Annotated in this window: 22 protein-coding genes; 21 read left to right on the top strand and 1 reads right to left on the bottom strand. The window is 63.4% G+C overall.

Annotated features, from left to right (window positions below; genetic code table 11):
- Positions 1–111: 111 nt before the first annotated feature.
- The 18 genes from KM031_RS09150 (at position 112) to ureC (ending at position 21,074) form a co-directional block, all read left to right on the top strand.
- On the top strand, positions 112–1,362 hold the full coding sequence (locus KM031_RS09150) for a TolC family protein (RefSeq protein WP_215505939.1): 1,251 nt from the start codon (positions 112–114) through the stop codon (positions 1,360–1,362).
- Positions 1,363–1,385: 23 nt separating this feature from the next.
- A complete protein-coding gene (locus tag KM031_RS09145) occupies positions 1,386–3,581 on the top strand; it encodes an ATP-binding cassette domain-containing protein (protein WP_215505994.1) in 2,196 nt (731 codons plus the stop codon).
- Positions 3,578–4,759 (top strand): beta-barrel domain-containing protein, encoded by a 1,182-nt coding sequence (locus KM031_RS09140; RefSeq protein WP_215505940.1) that lies wholly within the window; start codon positions 3,578–3,580, stop codon positions 4,757–4,759. Before KM031_RS09145 ends, KM031_RS09140 begins: the two co-directional genes overlap by 4 nt.
- Positions 4,760–4,832: 73 nt before the next feature.
- Entirely contained in the window at positions 4,833–6,020 is a 1,188-nt protein-coding gene (locus KM031_RS09135; RefSeq protein ID WP_215505941.1) for an ABC transporter substrate-binding protein, read from the top strand.
- Positions 6,017–7,699 (top strand): ABC transporter permease, encoded by a 1,683-nt coding sequence (locus KM031_RS09130; protein WP_215505942.1) that lies wholly within the window; start codon positions 6,017–6,019, stop codon positions 7,697–7,699. The genes KM031_RS09135 and KM031_RS09130 overlap by 4 nt, the downstream gene beginning before the upstream one ends.
- Positions 7,689–8,324, top strand: a complete 636-nt coding sequence (locus KM031_RS09125; RefSeq protein WP_215505943.1) for an ATP-binding cassette domain-containing protein — start codon at positions 7,689–7,691, stop codon at positions 8,322–8,324. The genes KM031_RS09130 and KM031_RS09125 overlap by 11 nt, the downstream gene beginning before the upstream one ends.
- Before the next feature lie 167 nt (positions 8,325–8,491).
- Complete coding sequence (locus KM031_RS09120) at positions 8,492–10,057, top strand: hypothetical protein (RefSeq protein ID WP_215505944.1); 1,566 nt, start codon at positions 8,492–8,494, stop codon at positions 10,055–10,057.
- Positions 10,058–10,191: 134 nt separating this feature from the next.
- On the top strand, positions 10,192–11,304 hold the full coding sequence (locus KM031_RS09115) for a 3-hydroxyacyl-CoA dehydrogenase (RefSeq protein ID WP_215505945.1): 1,113 nt from the start codon (positions 10,192–10,194) through the stop codon (positions 11,302–11,304).
- Positions 11,305–11,414: 110 nt separating this feature from the next.
- A complete protein-coding gene (locus KM031_RS09110) occupies positions 11,415–12,230 on the top strand; it encodes a flagellar motor protein MotB (RefSeq protein ID WP_215505946.1) in 816 nt (271 codons plus the stop codon).
- A gap of 99 nt (positions 12,231–12,329) precedes the next feature.
- Positions 12,330–13,631, top strand: a complete 1,302-nt coding sequence (locus tag KM031_RS09105) for a flagellar hook protein FlgE (RefSeq protein WP_215505947.1) — start codon at positions 12,330–12,332, stop codon at positions 13,629–13,631.
- A 12-nt stretch (positions 13,632–13,643) separates the two neighbouring features.
- The gene (flgK, locus tag KM031_RS09100; RefSeq protein WP_215505948.1) at positions 13,644–15,092 is read left to right on the top strand and encodes a flagellar hook-associated protein FlgK; all 1,449 of its coding nucleotides are present in this window, start codon (positions 13,644–13,646) and stop codon (positions 15,090–15,092) included.
- Between the two features lies 1 nt (position 15,093).
- Positions 15,094–16,098 (top strand): flagellin, encoded by a 1,005-nt coding sequence (locus tag KM031_RS09095; protein WP_215505949.1) that lies wholly within the window; start codon positions 15,094–15,096, stop codon positions 16,096–16,098.
- Positions 16,095–17,192: a flagellar basal body P-ring protein FlgI gene (locus tag KM031_RS09090; RefSeq protein ID WP_215505950.1), complete on the top strand. Its 1,098-nt coding sequence runs from the start codon at positions 16,095–16,097 to the stop codon at positions 17,190–17,192. The genes KM031_RS09095 and KM031_RS09090 overlap by 4 nt, the downstream gene beginning before the upstream one ends.
- A 149-nt stretch (positions 17,193–17,341) precedes the next feature.
- The gene (locus KM031_RS09085; RefSeq protein WP_501162182.1) at positions 17,342–18,181 is read left to right on the top strand and encodes an urease accessory protein UreD; all 840 of its coding nucleotides are present in this window, start codon (positions 17,342–17,344) and stop codon (positions 18,179–18,181) included.
- A complete protein-coding gene (locus tag KM031_RS09080) occupies positions 18,178–18,480 on the top strand; it encodes an urease subunit gamma (protein ID WP_215505952.1) in 303 nt (100 codons plus the stop codon). The genes KM031_RS09085 and KM031_RS09080 overlap by 4 nt, the downstream gene beginning before the upstream one ends.
- A 9-nt stretch (positions 18,481–18,489) precedes the next feature.
- On the top strand, positions 18,490–19,053 hold the full coding sequence (locus KM031_RS09075; protein ID WP_215505953.1) for a HupE/UreJ family protein: 564 nt from the start codon (positions 18,490–18,492) through the stop codon (positions 19,051–19,053).
- A 9-nt stretch (positions 19,054–19,062) separates the two neighbouring features.
- A complete protein-coding gene (locus KM031_RS09070) occupies positions 19,063–19,368 on the top strand; it encodes an urease subunit beta (RefSeq protein WP_215505954.1) in 306 nt (101 codons plus the stop codon).
- Complete coding sequence (gene ureC / locus KM031_RS09065; RefSeq protein ID WP_215505955.1) at positions 19,368–21,074, top strand: urease subunit alpha; 1,707 nt, start codon at positions 19,368–19,370, stop codon at positions 21,072–21,074. Before KM031_RS09070 ends, ureC begins: the two co-directional genes overlap by 1 nt.
- Here the strand turns inward: ureC and KM031_RS09060 are convergent.
- Entirely contained in the window at positions 21,071–21,235 is a 165-nt protein-coding gene (locus KM031_RS09060) for a hypothetical protein (RefSeq protein WP_215505956.1), read from the bottom strand. The two genes, ureC and KM031_RS09060, sit on opposite strands and share 4 nt — an antisense overlap.
- Before the next feature lie 54 nt (positions 21,236–21,289).
- On the opposite strand from KM031_RS09060, the gene KM031_RS09055 reads away from it, so the two are divergent.
- The 3 genes from KM031_RS09055 to ureG are packed head-to-tail and all read left to right on the top strand — an operon-like array spanning position 21,290 to position 23,008.
- Positions 21,290–21,766, top strand: a complete 477-nt coding sequence (locus KM031_RS09055) for an urease accessory protein UreE (protein ID WP_371879014.1) — start codon at positions 21,290–21,292, stop codon at positions 21,764–21,766.
- Positions 21,705–22,391: an urease accessory protein UreF gene (locus KM031_RS09050; protein ID WP_246567136.1), complete on the top strand. Its 687-nt coding sequence runs from the start codon at positions 21,705–21,707 to the stop codon at positions 22,389–22,391. Before KM031_RS09055 ends, KM031_RS09050 begins: the two co-directional genes overlap by 62 nt.
- A complete protein-coding gene (ureG, locus tag KM031_RS09045; protein ID WP_215505958.1) occupies positions 22,388–23,008 on the top strand; it encodes an urease accessory protein UreG in 621 nt (206 codons plus the stop codon). Before KM031_RS09050 ends, ureG begins: the two co-directional genes overlap by 4 nt.
- The last annotated feature ends 35 nt before the right edge of the window (positions 23,009–23,043 follow it).

Raw genomic sequence — 23,043 nt, 5'->3', positions numbered from 1 at the left:
CCCCGCCGTCGCAGTCAACCAGTCCGAGCCGGGGCATCTCGCCCCGGCCCGGCCCTGCTGCTCACGCTCGCGCTGGCGGGTTGCATGGGCAGTGGCGGGCCGGATGTTTCCATGTTCGGCTTCGGTGCGGGAAACCGCCCCGATCAGGTGGGTCTTGCGCCGGAGGATGGCGAAATCCGTCGGGCCGGGGCCGAGGCAGAACGCCGGTCTGCCCTTATTGATGATCTCCTCTCGCGGCAGTCGATCCTGCCCGCGAGTGGAGCCTATGCCGAAGTGGCACAGGCCGTGACCGAGGCCAATGCCGGGGTGGCGCGCGCCGAATTGCGCGTGGCCCGCCTGAAGGCCGAGGCGAAATCGAAGAACTGGCTGCCCTCCATCGGGCCGTCGGTGAACCTGACCTCGCTCGGCTCCATCGCCGCGTCGATCCTGATCGAGCAGGCGATTTTCGATGGCGGTGCGCGCAAGGCAGAACGGGCCTATGCCGCCGCGGATGTTGAAGTGGCGGCGGCCACACTGTCCATGGATGCCAATCAGCGGGTTTTCGAAGGGCTGGGCCATTACATTCGGGCGCAGCGTGCGCGCGAACAGGCGCAGTTGGCCGAACGCGCCGTGGGCCGCATGGCGGAATACGAACGCATCATGCGGCTGCGTGTTGAAGGTGGCATGTCGGACCGTTCGGAACAGCGTGTGATCGAACAGAAGGCTGCCGAAATGCGGCTGACCATGACCAATGACCGCTTCACCGCAGATCAGGCGATGGCAGAGCTGAACGCGATGGCCGCCCGTCCGCTGAACCATCTGTCGGGCCTTGGGGCCTTGCCGCAGGATCAGGGTGGGCCAGAGCCGGTTTCGGTGCTGAAAGCCCGTGGCGATGGTGCCCGCACCCTGGCCGAAGCGCAGTTGCTGCGCGCGGGTTATGGGCCGAACCTCAAGGCCGTTGGCAATTGGGACGATGACGATGGCCTGCTGGGCGGGCTGTCGATCGGGGTGGAAAACGGCCTTGGTCTTGGCAACGGTGCCGAAATGGCGGCCTTGAATGCCACCGGTGATGTGGTTGACCGGCGCATCGCGCAAAGCGCCGAAGAGGCAAACCGGCGCATTGTCATGTTGAATCACGAACTGGCGACCCTCGCGGCACGTGAAGCCGAAGGGGCAGGGGTTCTGGCCCAGACCGAGGCCAGCCTTGCCATGTTCACCGAACAATACAAGGTCGGTCGCCGCCCGCTGATGGAGCTGGTCGGCATGTTCGAGACCTTCTCCAAGATGGAACGCGATCAGGCGTCGCTGAAATATGAAATGGCACTGTTGCGGCTGGAAATGGCACGCGACCGGGGTGTTCTGGCAAACGGGGCGGCATTGTGAGCAATCGGGTCATCGCCTTTGATATGAATGCAAGCCGCGTTGCGGTGCAGCAGGCCCCACGCGCCGCGATCTCGGCCGGGCCGGTGCCACCGCGCCATGGCGAGAAGGCGCAAAGCCGGGCGCGGCTGGCCTCGGTCTATCTCGCGTTGATGGGGGCCGAGGTTTCGGTGGCCGATCTGACCGAATTGCTGGAACTGACCAGCGCCGATCCCGCGTCGCCCGAACTGACGGAACTGGCGCGCGCGATGACCGCGCTTGGGCTGGTGGCGCGGTCCGAGGTGGCCCCGCAGCCGGTTGCGGCACTGTGGCCGGCGCTGGTGCAGATGACCTCGGGGCAGGTTGTTCTTGTGCTGTCACAGACAGCCGATGTCATCACCATCTATGACGCAACGCTGCCCGACAAACGCGCCGACGTGCCGATGGCAGAGTTTACGGCTGTCTATGGCGGTACGGTCTTGCGCGCCCGGCCACCGCTGGACGTGCTGGAAGAGCGGCATATCCCCAGCACCGAACAGCCGCATTGGTTCTGGGGTGAATTTCGTCACTATCGCCGCCAATTGGGCGAGGTTGCCGCCGGTTCGCTGGTGGCCAATCTTCTCGCCGTTGCCGTGGCGCTGTTCTCGCTTCAGGTCTATGACCGGGTGATCCCGCACCAGTCGCAGCCGACGCTGTGGGTGCTGGCGCTTGGGGCCTTGCTTGCCGTGGTGCTTGAGGCCTTTCTCAAGATCGCGCGCTCGGCGCTGATGGATGTGACCGGGCGGCGCATCGAACTGACGGTGCAGGAGCGGCTGATGGAGCGGCTTCTGGGCCTGAAGGCAGCCCCCGGTGAACGCACGCCCTCACAGACCTTTTCCGCGATGCGTGAATTTTCGTCGGTGCGCGAGTTCTTTACCTCCACCACCATCGGCACGCTGGCGGATCTGCCGTTCCTGTTCATTTTTTTCGCACTTGTCGCCTCGATCGGGGGCAATCTGGTGTGGGTTCTGGTGGCGGGCGGCATCCTGATGGTTGCGCCGGGTTTCCTGTTCCAGAAGCGCATGATCCGGCTGACACAGGCCACACAGGGGGCCTCTACCCGGGCGGCGCGGCTGCTCTATGAGGCGGTGTATGAACATGAAACCGTCACCACCCAGCGCGGCCAAGACCGCATCCGCCGAATCTGGACGGAGCTGACGACGCTTTCGGCGGTGAAATCCTCGGAACAGCGCAACCTTGCGGCCTTGCTGACCTATTGGGCGCAGGGCGTGCAGCAGGTGACCTATATTTCGGCGGTGGTGTTCGGGGCCTATATGGTTTTTGCCGGTGAATTCACCGTGGGCACCATCATCGCCATCGGCATCCTGACCTCGCGCACGTTGGGCCCGCTGTCACAGATTTCGGCCACGCTGGCGCGCTGGTCCAATGTCAAGGCGGCGCTGGAAGGGCTGAATGCCATTGCCAAGGCCCCGCAACAGGAAGAGCCGGGCCGCAGCTATCTGCGCCGCGACACGATCCGCGGCGCCTATGAGCTGCGCAATGTCGAGTTCCGCTATGACAGCAAATCCAGCCCGGTGGTGGATATTGCAGGCATCCTCATTCCGCAGGGCCAGCATGTTGCCGTGCTGGGCACCAATGGCTCGGGCAAATCGACCCTGCTGCGGCTGCTGGCGGGGCTTTACGAGCCGACACAGGGCCGCGTTCTGATTGATGGGGTCGATCTGGGGCAGGTGCATCCGCGCGATCTGCGCCGGGGCATCGGTTATCTTGGGCAGGAGGTGCGGTTGTTCGCCGGCACGATCCGCGACAACCTGAACCTGACCCAGCTGGAGCGGGACGACGACCGCATGTTCGCGGCGCTGGATTTCGCCGGGCTTGGGCCGTTTGTGCGCAATCACCCGCGCGGGCTGGATCTGGAGATCCGCGAACTGGGCGAGGGGCTTTCGGTCGGGCAACGGCAAAGCATCGGCTGGGCGCGGCTGTGGCTGCAGGATCCGTCGGTGGTGCTGCTGGACGAGCCGACCGCAGCGCTGGATCAGACGCTGGAAGCAACGCTGGTCAGCCGCCTGCAAACCTGGCTGCAAGGCCGTACGGCGGTGATTGCCACGCATCGGGTGCCGATCCTGCAACTGACCACCCGCACGCTTATCCTGCAAAACGGCAAGATGGCGGTGGATGGCCCACGGGATGCCGTTCTGGCGCATCTGTCCAAGGCGCAGGGTTCGCCGGGAGTGAAGGCATGAGCAGCGCAACCTTCGACCATGACTTTTCCGAAAAGACCCGCCGCCCGTCGATGACGATCTGGATGATCGGTCTGTCGGTGGTGGTGTTTGTCGGCTGGGCCGCCATCGCCTGGGTGGCCGAGATCGTTCATGCCGAGGGCACCGTTGTGTCATCGTCGCGGCCGCAGATCATCAACAACCTTGAAGGCGGTATTCTGGCCGAGCTGGATGTGTCAGAAGGCGATATCGTGCGGCCCGGGCAGGTTCTGGCGCGGCTGTATGGCACGCAATACCAATCGGCGGTGGATGATCTGAGCGACCAGATTGCAACGCTGGAAATCCGTCGCCTGCGGCTTGAGGCGGAAATGCTGGGCGTCGTCGATTTTGACGTGCCGCCCGATTTTGCCGCACGGGTGCCGGATATCGTCGCCTCGGAAACCACACTGCTGGGGGCGCGGCAGGGCGACTTCATCTCGAAACGGGACGGCGCGGAGCAGGTTCTGGAACAGGCCCAGAAGGAGCTGGATATTCTGGAAAAGATGCTGGCGATGGAAGTGGCGCCGCTGATCGAGGTGACGGCGGCGCGCAAACAGAAATCCGAGGCAGAAAACCGGCTGAATGACGTGATCACCCAGATGGAGCTGGATCGCGCCACCACCTATTCCGATACGCTAGGCAAGCTGACCTCGCTGCGGCAGCAGTTGAAAACCGCGCAAGACCAACTGGATCGCACGGTGCTGATGGCGCCGATGAAGGGCGTGGTGAACAAGCTGTCGATCACCACAATCGGTGGCGTGGTGCGGCCCGGCGAAGAGATCCTGCAAATCATCCCGCTGGAAGATGAGCTGTATATCGAGGCCCGGGTGCGCCCCGAAGATATTGCCTCGGTCCGCAAGGATCAGGATGCGACGATCAAGCTGACCGCCTATGATTACACCATCTATGGCACGTTGCAGGGCAAGGTGGATTTCATTTCGGCCGATACGTTCAAGGATGAACACGCCCGCAATCCCGATGGTGATCCGCATTACAAGGTGACGGTCAAGGTGGATCTGAGCCAGCTGACCGAACGCCAGCAGGCATTGGAGATCCGCCCCGGCATGTTGGCGGATGTGGAATTGCAGACCGGCGGCAAGACGATCCTGACCTATCTGACCAAGCCGCTGTACAAATCACAGCAAGCCCTGCGCGAACGCTGATCACCTTCGCGTGGGGTCGGGTGACGGCACGGCACCTGCGGGCTACACCTTTGAAAACACCCGGAGGAATCTCATGCGCCTGTTATCCGCCCTTGCCCTGTCTGCCCTGTGCGCAGGCCCCGTTCTCGCAGAGGACTGGCAGGCCACGCTGGAGGCCGCAAAGGGCCAGACGGTGTATTGGAACGCCTGGGGCGGTGACAGCCGCACCAATGATTTCATCACCTGGGTCGGGCAGGAAACCGAGCGTCTTTATGGTGTGAAGGTTGAACAGGTCAAACTGACCGATACCGCCGAGGCGGTGACGCGGGTTCTGTCGGAAAAGACGGCAGGGCAGGATGCGGGCGGCGCGATTGATCTGATCTGGATTAATGGGCCGAACTTTCTGGCGATGAAAGAACAGGGGCTGCTGCATGGCCCGTTCGTGGCGGGCTTGCCCAATGCAAAATATCTGGATCTGTCGGCCACAGCCCCGGCGGCGGTCGATTTCACCGTGCCGGTGGACGGGATGGAAAGCCCGTGGCGGCTGGCAAAATTCGTCTTTGTGCATGACAGCGCCCGCGCGCCCGAGCTGCCGGATTCGATGGCGGGATTTGTCGATTGGGCAGCGGCGCATCCGGGGCGGATGACGCATCCCGATCCGTCGAACTTCATGGGGGCGACCTTTCTGAAACAGGCTTTGATCGAGCTTGCACCCGATGCCGCCGCCTTGCAGCAACCCGTGACGGATGCGGCATTTTTGGCAGCATCAGAGCCGCTTTGGGCCTGGTATGACGCGCTGCGCCCCAATCTTTGGCGCGAGGGCGGGGCCTTCCCCGAAAACGAAAGCATCCAGAACCAGATGCTGAATGATGGCGAGGTGGATATCGCCATGAGCTTTGATCCCGCCTCTACTGCTGCCTTCATCGAACAGGGGCTTTTGCCCGAAACCGCGCGGGTGTTCGTGCCGCAGGCGGGCAGTATCGGCAATGTGAGCTTTGTCGCCATCCCCTATAATGCGGCGCATAAAGCGGGGGCCGAGGTCGTTGCGAACTTCCTGCTGGAGCCGTCGACCCAGGCGCATCAGCAGGATATTCGCGTTCTGGGCAGCTTTTCGGTGCTGGATCCGGCCAAGCTGGGCACGGCAGAGGCCGCCGCCTTTGCCGCATTGCCCAAGGCACCCGCCCTGCCACAGGTGCAGGATCTTGGCCCGACGCTGCTGGAACCCCATGCCAGCTGGATGACCCGGCTGACCGAGGCCTGGGCCGCAAGATACACGAAATGACCCTGCCGGGCCGGATGTTGCGCGGGGCCGTGCTGATCACGGTTCTGGCGGCGCTGGCCCTGCCGATCCTCGCAGGTCTGGGGCTGACGCTGGCAGCCAGTTTGGGCTATCTGCCCGCCATCGGCGCAAGAACAGTCTCTGTGCAGGCCTTTTTGATGCTGTTCGGTCTGCCCGGCCTTGGCACCAGCCTGTGGTTGACTTTGGTCACCGGCATCGGCTCCACCCTGCTGGCACTGATCATCGCCATCGTCCTTCTGGTGCGGTGGCCGGGGGCCGCAAGGCTGTTGCCGGTGCTGCTGGCCACGCCACATGCGGCACTGGCCCTGGGGCTGGCGTTTCTGCTGTCGCCCTCGGGCTGGATCAGCCGGGGGCTTGCGCCGCTGCTGGGTTGGGCGCAGCCACCGGATGTGGCGACAGTCAATGACCCGATGGGATTGGCGCTGATCTTTGGCCTGCTGGTGAAGGAAGTGCCGTTCCTGTTGTTGATGCTGCTGGCGGCAGTGCGGCAGATCCCGTGGCGGCGGCACATGGCGCTTGGGCAGGCGATGGGGCATGGCCCGGCCTCGGTCTGGATCAAGATTGTGGTGCCGCAGTTGTATCCGCTGATCCGGTTGCCCTTGTTCATCGTGCTGGCCTTTGCGCTGTCGGTTGTGGACATGGCGATGATCCTTGGCCCCAGCCACCCGCCAACGCTTGCCGTGGCGCTGACCCGCTGGTTCAACGATCCCGATCCGGCAATGATCCTGCCTGCCAGTGCCGGGGCCATGCTGCTGGTTGCGCTCACCGGGGGCAGTATCGGCCTGTGGATGGCGGCAGAACGCGCTGTGGCCCGGTTTGGCCGCCTCTGGTTGCGGCGCGGCGGGCGGGGCGGGGGGCTTGGCAGCACGCTGGCGCTTCCGGCGGCGATGGGACGCTTTGCGCTGCTGCTGGGGCTTTGTGCCCTTCTGGTGTTGGCGGTGTGGAGCCTTGCCTGGCGCTGGCCCTATCCGGCGCTGCTGCCCGACAGCTGGAGCCTGCGCGGTTGGATGCGGGCCGATTGGGCCGGGCCGCTGGTTACAACCCTCCAGATTGCCCTGACCACCACGGCGCTGTCGCTGATGCTGGCGATTGCCTGGCTGGAGGGGGAGGATCGGGGCCATTTGCCGCGCGCCCGCTGGGCCACGGGTCTGATCGTCTTGCCGCTGCTGCTGCCGCAGATCGGGTTCCTGTATGGGCTGCATGCGCTGTTCCTGAAGCTCGGGATTTGCGGCTGTCTTTGGGCCGTGATCTGGGCGCAGGTTCTGTTCGTGTTTCCCTATGTGATGCTGGCCCTGTCAGAGCCGTGGCGCAGCCTTGATCCGCGCCATGTGCGCAGCGCTGCCGCCTTGGGGGCCGGGCCGTTGCGCCGCTTGGTCGCGGTAAAGCTGCCGCTGCTGATTGCGCCGGTTCTGGCTTCGGCGGCCTTGGGTATTGCGGTGTCGGTCACGCAATATCTGCCGACGCTGTTCATGGGGGCAGGGCGCGTGACCACCCTGACAACCGAGGCCGTCACGCTCGCCTCGGGGGCGGATCGGCGGGTGACGGCCATTTACGGGCTGTTGCTGGCGGTCTTGCCGCTGTGCGCCTATGGTCTGGCCCTGCGCCTGCCCGGCCTGATCTTTCGCAACCGGCGTGATATGAGCCCCCGGCATGACACTTGATCTGATCTCGCTTTCCATCCGGCCGCAAGGCGGCGCGCCGCTGTTTGCGCCTGTCTCGCTCTGCGTGGCAGCCGGTGAGGTGGCCACGGTGATGGGGCCGTCGGGGATCGGCAAATCAACCTTGCTGGATGCGATCGGCGGGCATCTGTCGCCAGCGTTTACGCTTCTGGGGGATGTGCGTCTGAACGGTAGGTCGGTGATCGGCCTGCCAGCCGAGGCGCGGCGCATCGGGCTGATGTTCCAGGAGGCGCTGCTGTTTCCGCATCTGTCGGTGGGGGACAACCTTGCCTTCGGTCTGGCGGCAGAGGTGAAGGGCAAGGCTGCGCGGCGGGCGGCGGTCGAACAGGCGCTGTTGCGGGCGGGCCTTGCCGGGTTTTACGCCCGCGATCCCGCCACGCTTTCGGGCGGCCAGCGCGCCCGCGCGGCGCTGATGCGCACCCTGCTGGCCAAGCCGCAGGCGTTGCTGCTGGACGAGCCGTTTTCGCGGCTCGATGCCGGGCTGCGCGATGACATCCGCAATTTCGTGTTTGACCACGCGCGGCAAGAGCAGATCCCGGTGCTGCTGGTCACCCATGATTCCAGCGATGCCGATGCGGCGGGCGGCCCGGTTTTCAACCTGCGATAAGGGCATTACAGGCGCAATATGCCCTGACGTGTGGGGGCCGCAGGCGATGCCCGGAATCATCGGCCCGGCTTCAACCCCGCGCCGATATTTTCTTGATTATTGCCGTTCAGAGATATTTTCTGGACTCACATAATATTCAGTTTTTTCCCCCGATCAGGAGTACCGCCATGGCGCGTGTTGTGCTGACTGAACACTATTCAAACCTTGAAAGCTGGGCCGGCCGTTTGCTGGAGGCAGATGACGATACCGCCATCACCGCGCGGCGCGGCGGGTCATTTGCCTTTACCCATGGCGGCGATCATCCGTTCAGCGGATTTACCGTCACAGTGACGGGCCGCAATTTCACCTATGCCGATGGGGTTGCGGTCGATGGCACCATGACCGGCGTGACCATCCGGAATGGATCGGGCCAGATTGTGATGTCGATCACCAATCTTGGCAGCAACCCGCTGACCAATGATCTGTCGCAGTTCTATACGAATGCGCTGGGCGCCACCAATGGTGATGCAGGCCCGGATTCAGACGGAAAGGCGGCCATGTCGCATCTTCTGGCAGGGGATGACACCATTATCGGCAGTAATGGCAATGATTTCCGCATCCTTGTCGGACTGAATGCCGGCGACGATGTTTTTGACATGAAAGGCGGCGATAACGAGATCGGCGGCAGTGTCGGCAATGACCGGATCGTGGGCGGCAGCGGCTTTGACCGCATCACCTTTCGGGAAACCCATTTCAATGAGGGCCAATCCGCCACAGGAGGCATCGACGCCAATATGGTGACCGGGCGCATTCGGGATGCCTGGGGGTTTACCGATACGTTCACCGGGATCGAGGCTATTGAAGGATCGCGCTTCAACGATGTGTTCACCGGCAATGCAGAGCGCAACGAATTTGCAGGTTTGCGCGGCAATGACACGCTGAACGGCGGTGATGAACGCGATACCGCATCCTATCAGAACGATTACTGGCAGGGCGGTTTCCGCGGCATTGTTGTCGACCTGGAAACCAGTTTTTCGGGCGGGCAATCCCGCGGCCAGATTCGCGACGGATTTGGCAATCGGGACACAGTCATCTCTATCGAGCGGGTGATCGGCACACGCTACAATGACAGTTTCACCGGCAGCCGCGACAACAACATCTTCAGCGGCGGCGAGGGCAAGGACAGCTATCGCGGTGAAGGAGGGTTTGACCGGGTCGAATTCCACCGCTTTTTCGGCGATGAAATGACGCGCGGCGTGGTTGTGGATTTCACCCGTGCCAGCGGCCAGGTGCGCAATGATGGCTTCGGCAATGTTGAAAATGCGATCAGCATCGAAGCGGCGCATGGCAGCGAGTTGAACGACCGGATCATCTTTGGCGCGGGCGACAACTACATGGTTGGCCGCGACGGATCTGACACTATGACGGGTGGCGCGGGGTCTGACTATTTTGAATGGTGGGATACCGAACATTTCGGGGATGGCGATGTGATCACCGATTTCACCGCAACGGGGGCGAGTGCAGATAAGCTCGGCTTCGAAGTCGGGGCTTTCGATGGCATGACGCTGACCAGTGGTGTGGTCAATGGCACGAAGGCGACCAGCGCTGCCGGGGTGGGGCAGTTTGTCTATAATGCCGCGAATGACACCTTGTTCTGGGATTCCAACGGGCGCTCTGCCGGGGGCATGATGGCGATTGTCGAACTGACTGGCGTGGCACGGCTGACCAGCACGAACTTCGATCTGTTTGAGTGATAGCCTGACGGGCCGGGTAAAGACCCGGCCCGCTTTTCACGCCCTCGGACACCGCCCATTTACTTCAAGCTTGAAACTTATGGCTTGAAATAGATTCGCCAAAAGCACAGCATGGTGTGAAAGCGGAGGGTGGCATGGCAACAATCGGGGTGGTGGGTCTGGGCGTCATGGGCCTCGGCATCGCGCAGGTCTATGCGCAGGCCGGGCATCAGGTCTGGGCAACAGATGCCTGGCCTGAGGCGCGCGAGGCCGCAGCGCAGCGGCTGCGGCAGGGGATGGAGCCCCGTGTCGCTTCAGGCAAAATGGCAGCGTCAGAGATGGAGGCCATCCTTTCACGCATCCAGATCGGTGCGCTTGAGGCGCTTGCGCCCTGTGACCTGATCATCGAAGCGATTGCCGAAAAGCTGGACCTCAAACAGTCTCTATTCGCGGAGTTAGAGACGATTTCAACCGCAACACTGGCCACCAATACCTCGTCTCTGTCGGTCACAAAAATCGCGGCGGGGCTGCGTGATCCTGCGCGCGTTTTGGGCCTGCATTTCTTTAACCCTGCGCCCGTCATGCGTCTGGTGGAACTGATCGCGCTGCCCGGCACGGATGCGGCGCGCATCACTCAGGCGCGCAGCTGGACCGAGGTGGCGGGCAAGACCGTGATCGCCTGCGCGGACCGGCCCGGATTCATCGTCAACCGCTGCGCCCGGCCCTATTACGGCGAGGCCTTGGCGTTGATGGAAGAAGGGCACAGCCCCGGCGAGATTGATGCCGCGATGGTGGCGGCAGGCTATCGGCTTGGCCCGTTCTCGCTGATGGATCTGGTGGGGGCCGACATAAATCTTGCCGCCACGGAAGGGTTGGCACAGGCGATGGGTAACCATCCGCGCTACCATGTATTTCCGGCCCTGCGTGCGCAGGTGGCAAGTGGGCAGCTTGGCCGCAAGACCGGGCGGGGGTTTCTGCACCCCAACCCTCTGCCCGCCGCGCCGCCGGATACCGCCGCCATCGCCCTTCGGATCGAGGCGGTGCTGGCCAATGAGGCGGCAAGCCTTCTGGCAGAAGGCGGTACCACCGAACAGGGCATTGATACGGCGCTGCAATTGGGGCTGAACTTTCCGCGCGGCCCCTTCGCTTCGGCGCGTCGGCACGGGATTTCCGAAGTTCTGGCCGAATTGCGCAGATTGCAGGCGGCGGCCCCCGCGCCGCTCAAGGCCCGCTATGCGGCATCGCCGGGATTACTGGCCCTGCAATAAATCCCGCTCCCGGCAGATGCGGACGAATTTTCCAGCGCTTTTTATCCTTTAAGCCGCCGTTCACCCCGATCAGCTAATTCTGATCCCGGGTGAAATGGAATGGGTGTGTGATGGGTGGCAAATCAAATGCCGCACCAGTCATCATCAAACGGAAAAAGATCATTGCAGGCGGCGGGCACCACGGTGGGGCGTGGAAAGTGGCCTATGCTGACTTTGTGACCGCCATGATGGCGTTCTTTCTGTTGATGTGGCTGTTGGGTGCGACAACGGAAAAGCAGCGCAAAGGCGTTGCCGATTATTTCAGCCCTGCGATCACGCTGACCCGCTCTTCTGCGGGCGGTGAAGACGTGCTGAGTGGGGACAGCACCTTTACGCAGGATGCCTCGGCCAAATCCGGCACCGGCGTTGCGGGTGGGCGCATAGCGCAGGACGGCGGCGATATGTCCGAGGCAGAGGCACAGCAGCACAAGGCCGAAATTGACAAGGCTCTGACCGCCTTTGGCGGGGAAAGCATGACGATGGAGGCAGCGCTGCGCCACGTCGTCATCAAGGTTACGGATGAAGGTCTGGTGATCGAGATTTTCGATCTGCCGGAGGTGCCGCTGTTCGGGCCAGACAGTGCCGCGCCACAGCCCATGCTGCGGGAAATCGCGGGCATGTTGGCAGAGGTTTTGCCGATCACGAAAAACGGGCTGGCGATCAATGGCCATGTGCGCGCCTATCCGATCACCCTGATCGTCAACCCCGTCTGGGATCTGTCTGCGGCGCGGGCGGATGCGATGCGCGGCCTGCTGGAGGCGGCCGGTCTGCCCTCTGCCCGCTTGCGCCGCATCGCGGGCCATGCCGACCGCAAACCCGTGACGGCAGACCCGATGGCGATCCGCAACAACCGGATCGAGGTGGTTCTGCTGCGGCGCGACAGATGAGCAGATCGGCGCAATTTGAACTATTAGTCCAATCTTAAGCCGGGTGGCGCAGGGTCGGTTTCATAAAGGAATCGACCCTTCAGAAAGGCGCTTACCCATATGACGATTTCCTCAGCTCTCAATGCCGGGGTGGCTGGCCTGAATGCCAATGCCACGCGGCTTGCCTCGATTTCCGACAATATCGCGAACTCCGGCACCTTCGGATATAAGCGCGCCGCCACCGAATTTGAATCCCTGGTGCTGACCCATGCGCCCAATGCCGGATCCTATGCGGCGGGCGGTGTGCGGTCGCTGTCCTCGCGGTTGATCGACGAACGCGGTGCGCTGGTGTCGACCGCCAACGCGCTGGATCTGGCGGTTTCCGGGCGCGGGATGCTGCCGGTTGCCAAATCCGCCGACGCGGCCAGCGGCAATCAAAGCCTGATGATGACCACAACCGGGGCCTTCCGTCCCGATGCGAATGGTGTGCTGCGCACGGCGTCGGGTCTGGTTCTGCTCGGCTGGCCTGCGGATGGCAATGGCACCGTGCCCAGCATGCCGCGTGACACCACAGCGGGGCTGAAACCCGTGGTGATCAACGCAAACCAGCAGGCAGGCGATCCGACCAGCACCATGACCCTGGGCGTCACCTTGCCTGCAACGGCGACGGCGGCAGGGGCCGAAGGGGACGAACTGCCGCTGACGGTGGAATATTTCGGCAATCTCGGCACTTCCGAAACGCTGGAGATCAGCTTTACCCCCACCGTTCCCACGGCGGGATCCTCGAATGAATGGACCATGGTCATCACCGATTCGGCGCAGGATGGTGCGGTGATCGGGGAATATACGCTGGTGTTTGATGATACGCGGGATGGCGGCGGCACGCTCAGTTCTGTCACCACGGTGTCCGGCGGGGACTATGATCCGGTGACCGGCACGCTGGATCTGGAGGTGGCGGGCGGCCCGCTTGCCATGACCATCGGCAAGCCGGGGGAAGCGGGCGGGCTGACGCAATTGTCCGATGATTTCATCCCGACCGGAATCACCAAGAACGGTTCGCCGGTCGGCACGCTCATGCAGGTTGAGGTTGATGAAAACGGCTTCCTGCAGGCGACCTATGACACCGGCTTTACCAAGACCCTGTATCAGATCCCGCTGGTCGATGTGCCGAACCTCAACGGGTTGAATGCGCTGAACAACCAGACCTATGAAATGTCGCCCAATTCCGGCGCCTTCTTTCTGTGGACTGCGGGTGAAGGCCCCTCCGGCTCGGTTGTGGGTTATGCCCGCGAAGGATCGACCACCGATGTCGCGGGCGAGCTTACCAGCCTGATCCAGACCCAGCGCGCCTATTCGTCCAACGCCAAGGTGATCCAGACCGTGGACGAAATGTTGCAGGAAACCACCAATATCAAACGGTAAGGCAACGTCATCATGAGCATTTCCTACGCCTTGAACACCGCCCTCAGCGGGCTGACGGTCAGCGCCCGTGCCGCGGCCCTTGTGTCGTCAAACGTGGCCAATGCCATGACACCGGGCTATGCGCGGCGCGAGCTGGAGCTTTCTGCGCGGGACCATGGCGGTCAGGGCGTGCGCGTTTCGGCCATTCTGCGCCATGTTGATCTGCATCTGCTGACCGAGCGCAGGCAGGCCGAGGCTGGTCTTGGCAACCGCCACGCCCGTGCCAGTCTTTTGGGCAGCATCGAAACCGCGATTGGCACGGTGGACAGTGCGGAATCGCTCGGCGGTCATATCGCGGCCTTCGACAGCGCCTTGCTGGAAGCCGCCAGCAGGCCGGAGTCCGAGTCGCGGCTCAAGGCGGTTTTCGTGGCGGCGGGGCGGTTGACCGATCATGCCACCCAGGCGGCAGAGGCGATCCAGCGCAGCCGCAGCGATGCGGATGCCCGGATTGCAGGCCAGGTGTCGCAACTCAATAACGCGTTGGCGCGGGTGGAAGACCTGAATACGCGGATTCGCGCAACCACCGCGGCAGGTCAGGACGGATCTGCCTTGATGGACCTTCGGCAGCAGCAGATTGATGCGATTGCCCGGATCATCCCGATTCAAGAGGTGGATCGGGGCGGCGGCGTTGTCGCGCTGTTTGCACAATCCGGGGCTGCTTTGCTGGATGGGAAGGCCGCCCGCTTCGGATTTGAGCAAACCCGCGCGATCACGCCGGATATGACGCAGGCCTCCGGGGCGCTGTCGGGCCTGACCCTGAATGGCCGTGCCGTGACCACAACCGAAAGCGGGTTGATCGGCGGCGGCAGTCTGGCGGCGGATTTCGCCATCCGGGACGAGCTTGCTCCGGCGGCGCAGGCCAGGCTGGATGCCGTTGTCCGTGACCTGATCGAACGGTTCGAGGACAGCGGTCTGGATGCCAGTCGCGCGCCGGGCGCGCCCGGGCTGTTTACTGATGCGGGCGCAGCCTTCGCCGGAGGAAGCGAGGTGGGTCTGTCGCAACGGCTTCGGCTGAATGCGGCGGTCGATCCCGCACAGGGCGGCGCACTCTGGCGGCTGCGTGACGGGCTGGGCGCGGCGGTGCCCGGCGTGGCCGGAAACTCTGCCCTGCTGACGGCACTGCAAGAGGCGCTGGTGGCGGAACGTGTGCCCTCCAGCGGCGCGGTTGACGGCGGCGCGCGCAGTTTTGCGGGCCTCGCCTCGGACATGGTTTCGGCCATGGCGCGTGATCGGCTGAGCGCCGATCAGGATCTGGCCTATGCCAGCGCGCGGGCCAGCGGCCTGCAACAGCAGGAGTTGGAAAACGGCGTCGATACTGATCAGGAAATGCAGAAACTGCTGCTGATCGAACAGACCTTTTCGGCAAATGCGCGGGTCATGCAGGCTGTGGATGACATGCTCAGCACTTTGATGGAGCTGTGAGATGAGCCTTGTTTCCTTGGGCGATCTTGCCCAGTCTTTCGTGATGCGACGCAATATGGGTCAGGTGAAGGCCGAATTGCAGATCCTGACGCAGGAAATGACCACAGGCGTCAGCGCCGATACCGTGCGCCACACCGGGGCGGATCTGGGGCCGCTCAATGCGATCTCGGCCTCCTTGGCACGTCTTGCCGCCTATCATTCCGCAACCACAGAACTGGAGCTGTTTTCGGGCGCCATGCAGACGGCGCTGCAAACCGTGGATGGGTTTGCAACCGATCTCGCGCCGCAGCTTTTGTCGGCAGGGGCAGCGCTTCAGGACAGCACGCTGGATGCGCTGGGCGCGCAGGCGGAGCAGAGTTTCAAGGCGGCGGTTGCGGCCTTCAACACCCGCGTAGGGGATCGCTCGCTGTTTGCGGGCAGCGCCACCCATCAGACTCCCTTGCCAGAGGGCGAGGCGCTTCTGGCGACGCTGGAAACCGTGGTGGCGGGGGCTGCGACTGCAGCGGATGTGGCGGCCGCCTTGGACGGCTGGTTCACAGATCCCGCAGGCTATGCGGCGCAAGCCTATCAGGGCAGCGCGGCGATGGCCGAAATCACCATCGCACCCGGTGAAAAGGCAGCGATCGGGGTGACGGCACTGGATGTTGGCATCCGCGATACCCTCAAAGGTCTGGCGATGGCGGCGCTGATGGGACGGGGCGTGCCGGGCGAGGCGACCGCCGGGCGCGCCGCTTTGGCCACCATGGCGGGCGAGGCGCTTCTTGCCGCCCAGCCACATCGCGCCGGGCTCGCCGCAGCAACCGGCATGGTCGAAGGGCAGATTGCCGCCGCGCAGGCGCGCAACAGTGCCGAAATTACGGCGCTGGAGCTTGCGCGCGCCAAGATTGTTTCAGTGGATCCGTTTGAAGCGGCAACCAAGGTGAAAGAGGCGCAGACCCAGCTGGAGATGATCTATGCCGTCACCGCGCGGTTGTCCTCGCTCAGCTTGATGGAGTATCTGCGATGATCCGCCTGATCCTGCTGATCTGTCTTTGCCTTGCGGGTGCAGCCACGGCGGCACCGATCCGAATCAAGGATCTGGTGGAGTTTGACGGGGTGCGCGGCAATGATCTTGTCGGCTACGGGCTGGTCGTCGGCCTGAACGGCAGCGGCGATGGCATCCGCAACGCGCCCTTCACCGAAGAGATCATGGCCAATCTCCTGGAGCGGCTGGGGGTCAATGTCGCGGGCGAAGAGTTCCGCCCCAAGAATGTTGCAGCCGTGTTCGTGACGGCGCAATTGCCTGCCTTCGCGCGCTCGGGCGGGCGCATTGATGTCACGGTTTCGGCCATTGGTGATGCAAAAAGCCTGCTGGGCGGCACTTTGGTGATGACGCCGCTCAATGGCGCAGACGGGCAGATCTATGCGGTGGCGCAGGGCACGATCATCGCTGGGGGCGTTTCCGCCGAAGGCGATGCGGCCCGCGTCGTGCAAGGTGTGCCAACGGCGGGCGTCATTCCCTCAGGCGCGCGGGTTGAGCGCGAAGTGGAGTTCGATTTTACCACGATCAACGCGATCCGGCTTGCCCTGCGCGAGCCGGATTTCACCACGGCGGGCCGGATCGAGGCGGTGATCAACCGGGAGTTCGGGCGCAACATTGCGATAATGTCAGATGCGGGAACCGTGACATTGGATCTGTCTCGTGCCCGGATGGCATCGCCTGCGCATGTGATCGGCCGGTTGGAAAACCTGCTGGTGGAGCCGGAACAACGGGCGCGGGTGGTGGTGGATCAGCGGTCCGGCACGATCGTGATGGGGTCGGATGTGCGCATCAGCCGCGTGGCAGTGGCGCAGGGCAATCTGACGCTGCGGGTGGAGGAGGCCCCGGTTGTGGTACAGCCCAACCCGTTCAGCGAAGGTGATACCGTGGTCGTGCCGCGAAGTTCGGCAGAAATTGCCAAGGATGCGGGCAAGGGTCTGGCCGAAATCTCGGAAGGCACCAGTCTGTCCGATGTTGTGGCCGGGCTGAATGCGCTGGGCGTGGCACCGCATGACATGATCGACATCCTGAAAAGCATCAATGCGGCCGGTGCGCTGCATGCAGAGTTTCTAGTGCAGTAAAGGTAGCCGTGTTCTGGTTATAATTTGGGCGTTTCGCATGGATTTTATGCAGATGCCTGCGAAGCCGCGCAGCGCTGACCGCCCGCCTGCGCCACGTCTTGCCCCCTGCGCAGGGCCGGTGCTCTCTCGTCCCTGAGAGGGGAGCGGCGATGCTTGATGGTCAGCACGATGTGCTTTTTCAGCGCAGCAAGGGATGCGCAAAAGTGGTCTTGCGCAACCGTTCTGGCAAAGCGGCCATTGCGGAGCTGCATCAGTCGGGTGCCGCCAAGGCCTTTCTACCGCGCGGCGGTGTGGCGGCAGAGGATGTGGTGTTTCTGAACACATCCGGCGGATTGACCAGCGGCGACCATCTGCACTTCGATCTGACGGTGCCCGCCGGGCTGCGCATGACCGCGACGACGCAAACAGCCGAACGTGCCTATGCCGCCCCCGGCGGTTCTGCGCGGATGCAGGTCGATCTGCGCGTCGGCGCGGAAGCGCGTCTGGACTGGCTGCCGCAAGAGACCATCCTGTTTGAATCCGCGCATTTGCACCGGCAGACCTGTCTTCAGCTTGAGGCGGGGGCAAGCTGCCTGTTCGCCGAAACCATCATTCTCGGGCGGCTGGCGAGGGGCGAGGCACCACAGCAGGCCCGGCTGACGGATCGCCGCATGATCCTGCGGCAGGGCAGGCCGGTCTGGGCCGATGCGCTGCAATTCGGCGCGGATGCGCTGGCGATACGGGATCAGCCCGCCAGTCTGGGCATGGCACGGTGTTTTGCGGTGATCGTGTTGATCGCGCAAGGTGCCGAAGATGCCGCATCGGCGCTGCGGCCGCTGCTTGGCGCTGCGGCATGTGAAACCGCGCTCAGCGCCTGGAATGGTCGGCTTGTTGTCAGGCTTAAGGCCCGGGATAGCTGGCCCTTGAAGTGCCAGATGGCGCGCTGCCTGACACAGCTGCGCGGTACCCCTTTGCCGCGGGTCTGGCAAATGAACGGAGATATCGCATGAACCTCACCCCCCGCGAGCGGGAAAAGCTTCTGGTCAGTCTGGCGGCGATGGTGGCGCGGAACCGCCTTGCGCGGGGCGTCAAGCTCAATCACCCCGAAGCCATTGCCCTGATTACCGATTTTGTCGTTGAAGGCGCGCGCGACGGGCGCAGCGTGGCCGATCTGATGGAGGCGGGCGCGCATGTGATCCGTGCAGAGCAATGTATGACGGGCATCCCCGAAATGATCCACGCGGTTCAGGTTGAGGCCACCTTTCCCGATGGCACGAAACTCGTGACCGTTCACCACCCGATCCGCTGAGAGGCCTCCATGAAACGTTTTCTTCCTCTGCTTATTCTGACCCCAGGTATGGCGTTGGCCCATGCGGGGGATCACGGCACTGCGCCGTTTGCGGCTGGGCTGCTGCACCCGGTTGGCGGCACCGATCACCTTCTGGCGATGGTGGCTGTCGGGCTTTGGGCGGCAGGCTCTGGCGGGCGGGCGGTCTGGGCTTTGCCGCTGAGCTTTGTGGCGGCGATGCTGGTCGGCGGTCTGCTTGGCGCTTGGGGCGTGCCATTGCCGGGGGTGGAGCCGATGATCCTGGCCTCGGTCATCCTGATTGGGGTGGCGGCAGCGCTGGCCTTCAACCCCGGGCTTGTGCTGTCGGGTCTGGCCGTCGCGCTGTTTGGCCTGTTTCATGGCCATGCCCATGGCACGGAAGGCCCGGTTTCGGACCTCGCGCAGTATGCGCTGGGCTTCAGCCTTGCGACCATGGCGCTGCATGGGCTGGGGCTTGCGATCGGTCTTGGCCTGACGCGGGTCAGCCAGACAGGGCTGCTGCGCGGGTTGGGTGGGGCCACGGCGATTGCGGGCCTCGCGCTCGCCATGACTTGAGGTAAGCCCATGATCCCCGGAGAGATTTTCCCCGCTGAAGGCACGATCACCCTCAACGCTGCCTCTGACTCGGTGGTGGTGATGGTGGCAAATACCGGCGACAGGCCGATTCAGGTCGGCTCACACTACCACTTTGCGGAAACCAATGCCGCGCTTGCGTTTGATCGCGCGCTGGCGCGCGGCATGCGGCTGGATATCGCCTCGGGCACGGCGGTGCGGTTCGAGCCGGGGCAAAGCCGCGAGGTGAATCTGGTGTCCTATCGCGGTCTGCGGCGGGTGTTTGGCTTCAACCAACAGGTCATGGGAGATCTCTGATGGCGGTGAAAATCTCGCGCCCCGCCTATGCGGCCATGTATGGCCCCACGGTGGGAGATCGGCTGCGGTTGGGCGATACCGATCTGATCATCGAGGTGGAGCGGGATCTGACCACCTATGGGGAAGAGGTCAAGTTCGGCGGTGGCAAGGTGATCCGCGACGGCATGGGGCAAAGCCAGATCAGCCGGGCCGGAGGGGCGGCGGATACGGTGATCACCAATGCGCTGATTGTGGATCACAGCGGCATCTACAAGGCCGATATCGGGTTGCGCGACGGGCGGATTGCGGCGATTGGCAAGGCGGGCAATCCCGATACACAGCCGGATGTCACCATCATCATCGGGCCGTCCACCGATGTGATCGCGGGCGAGGGGCGGATTGTGACGGCGGGGGGCATGGATGCGCATATCCATTTCATCTGCCCGCAACAGGCCGAAGATGCGCTGCATTCGGGGGTGACCACCATGCTGGGCGGGGGCACCGGCCCGTCGCATGGCACGCTGGCCACCACCTGCACCCCCGGTGCCTGGCATATCGGGCGCATGTTGCAGGCGCTGGATGCGATTCCGATGAATTTCGGCCTTGCCGCCAAGGGCAATGCCTCTTTGCCCGGCCCGCTGATCGAGATGATTCAGGCCGGGGCCTGCGCGATGAAACTGCACGAGGATTGGGGCACCACCCCTGCCGCGATTGATTGCTGTCTGTCGGTGGCTGACGACATGGATGTGCAGGTGATGATCCATACCGATACGCTGAACGAATCGGGCTTTGTGGAAAATACCCTTGCGGCGATCAAGGGCCGCACGATCCACGCCTTTCACACCGAAGGCGCGGGCGGCGGCCATGCGCCCGATATCATGAAGGTGGTCAGCAGCCAGAATGTGATCCCGTCCTCGACCAACCCGACGATGCCCTACACCGTCAACACGGTGGAGGAGCATCTGGACATGCTGATGGTGTGCCATCACCTTGACCGCTCGATCCCCGAGGATGTCGCCTTTGCCGAAAGCCGGATCCGGCGTGAAACCATCGCGGCCGAGGATATTCTGCACGATATGGGCGCGTTTTCGGTGATTTCATCGGACAGTCAGGCGATGGGCCGAGTTGGAGAGGTGATCACGCGCACCTGGCAGACCGCGCATAAGATGAAGGTGCAACGCGGGCGGCTGGCCGAGGAAAGCGGTGCGAATGACAATATCCGCGTGCGTCGCTATATCGCCAAATACACCATCAACCCGGCCATCGCACAGGGTATGTCGCGGCATATCGGGTCGGTCGAGCCGGGCAAACGCGCCGATCTGGTGATCTGGTCGCCCGCATTTTTCGGCGCAAAGCCGGATATGGTGCTGATGGGCGGCATGATCGTTGTGGCGCAGATGGGCGACCCCAATGGCTCGATCCCGGTGCAGCCGATGTATTCCCGCCCGATGTTCGGCGCGCTGGGCCGTGCCCGGCATCTGAGCTGTGCCACCTTCCTGTCAGGGGCGGCGATTGCCGGGGGGCTTGGTGCCGAGCTGGGTCTGCAAAAGACCCTGATCGGGGTGGAGAACACGCGCCGCATTGGCAAATCCGACATGATCCACAACGCGGCAACGCCACAGATCGAGGTCAATCCCGAGACATATGAGGTGCGCGCCGATGGCGAGATCATCACCTGCGAACCGGCACGGGAGCTGCCTTTGGCGCAGCGCTATTTCCTGTTCTAATGCAGCTCTGCCGCGCCCAGTCGACGGATCGGCCAGCCCACCCGCAAGGGCGGCTGTGGCGGCAGAGCGCGGTCCACCTCCAGCATCAGTGCAGCTTCGCGCGCTTGCAGGCGGCGCAGCACCTGACGGATTTCTGCAAGTTCCTCTTCCGGGCTAGGCATTTCGGGTCTCTCTCTGATCCTCGCCCGTTCACTCTGCGCCCGCTAGGTTAACAAATCATGGATATGCTGACGGCCTCTACGATCCTGCGCTCTGGCCACTGGCTGCGCGCCGATACCCGCGTTGTGCTGGGGTATGACGCGCGGTTCCTGCGCCGCAGACGGCTGATTGCCGAAGACGGGCTGAGCTTTCTGGTGGATCTGAAAGAGACGACGAGCCTGGATCAGGGCGATGCCTTTCAGCTGTCGGATGGGCGGCTGGTGGTGGTGATCGCCGCGCAAGAGCCGGTGGTGCAGGTGCGGGGCGATTTGCCGCGCCTTGCCTGGCATATTGGCAACCGCCACACCCCCTGCGAAATCGGGCCCGAACATCTGACGATCCGCCGGGATCACGTCATGGAAAAGATGCTGACAGGACTGGGGGCAACGCTGCATGTGACCGAGGCACCGTTCCGCCCCGAGGGGGGGGCCTATGGCCATGGCCGCACGATGGGGCATGACCATGGTGACGGGAACTTCCATTTCCATGGATGAGGACCGGCTTCTGCTGTGGCAATGGCTGTCTCCGGCGTTTCCGATCGGTGTCTTTGCCTATAGTCAGGGCATGGAAGAGCCTATGGCGACTGGCACCATTCGGACCGCGGCAGAGGTTGAGGCCTGGGTAACGGCCTTGTTGCACCATGGCAGTCCGCGCATGGATGCGGTGTTTTGCGCGCAGGCCCATGCGGGCACAGACCCGGAGCTGCTGTCCGATCTGCTGCTGGCCTATGTCAGCTGCGCCGAACGCGAAACAGAACTGATGGAACAGGGTCGCGCCTTCACCGCCTTGATGACGAGTATCAGCGGCGAAACAGTCCCGATCCGGCCCTATCCGGTTGCTATTGGCGTTGCGACGCGCCGTCTGCAGGTGTCGCGGCACGAGGTGTTGCAGCTGTTCCTGCATGGGGCCGCCGCGCAGATGATCTCGGCGGCGACCCGGTTCTTGCCGCTTGGCCAATCGGTTGCGCAGGCGATGCTGAGCCGCCTTGCGCCGCAGATCATCCGCCTTGCCGATGCAGCGGCCAAAACTGATCTTGATGGCATCGCCACATTCACCCCCGGTGCGGATATGGCAGCGATGCGCCACGAAACACTGGACGTAAGGATTTTTCGCACATGACAAGCCCGAATGGCCCGTTGCGCGTGGGGATCGGTGGCCCGGTGGGCGCCGGGAAAACGACGCTGACCGAAAAGCTGTGCCAGGCGCTCGCCCATCGCTGTTCAATGGCGGTGATCACAAACGATATTTATACCCGCGAAGATGCGGATTACCTGACGCGCGCGCAGGTTCTGCCTGCGGCCCGTATTCGCGGTGTGGAAACCGGCGGCTGCCCGCATACCGCGATCCGAGAGGATGCCAGTATCAACCTCGCCGCCGTGGCCGATCTGCGGACAGCCTTCCCCGATCTTGATCTGATCCTGATTGAATCGGGCGGCGACAATCTGGCTGCAACCTTTTCGCCAGAGCTGGCGGATCTGTCGATCTATGTGATCGACACGGCTGCGGGGCAGGATATTCCGCGCAAACGCGGGCCGGGTGTGACCCGCTCTGACCTGCTGGTCGTCAACAAGACCGACCTTGCGCCCCATGTCGGGGTGGATCTGACGCAGTTGGAGGCCGATACACAAACGGCGCGCGGCGCGCGGCCCTATGTCATGGCGCGCCTGCGTCAGGGGCAGGGCGTGAATGAGATCGTGGCGTTTCTGCAAGAGGAAGGCGGGCTCGCGCTGATCTGAATGTCGGTGCCGGGCCATGGCCGCGTCGGCCATCG

Source organism: Gemmobacter fulvus (assembly GCF_018798885.1).
In the GTDB taxonomy this organism is placed as follows: Bacteria; Pseudomonadota; Alphaproteobacteria; order Rhodobacterales; family Rhodobacteraceae; genus Gemmobacter; species Gemmobacter fulvus.
Note: the sequence above shows the minus strand (reverse complement) of the source record. Positions and strands in the feature narration are given on the sequence as shown.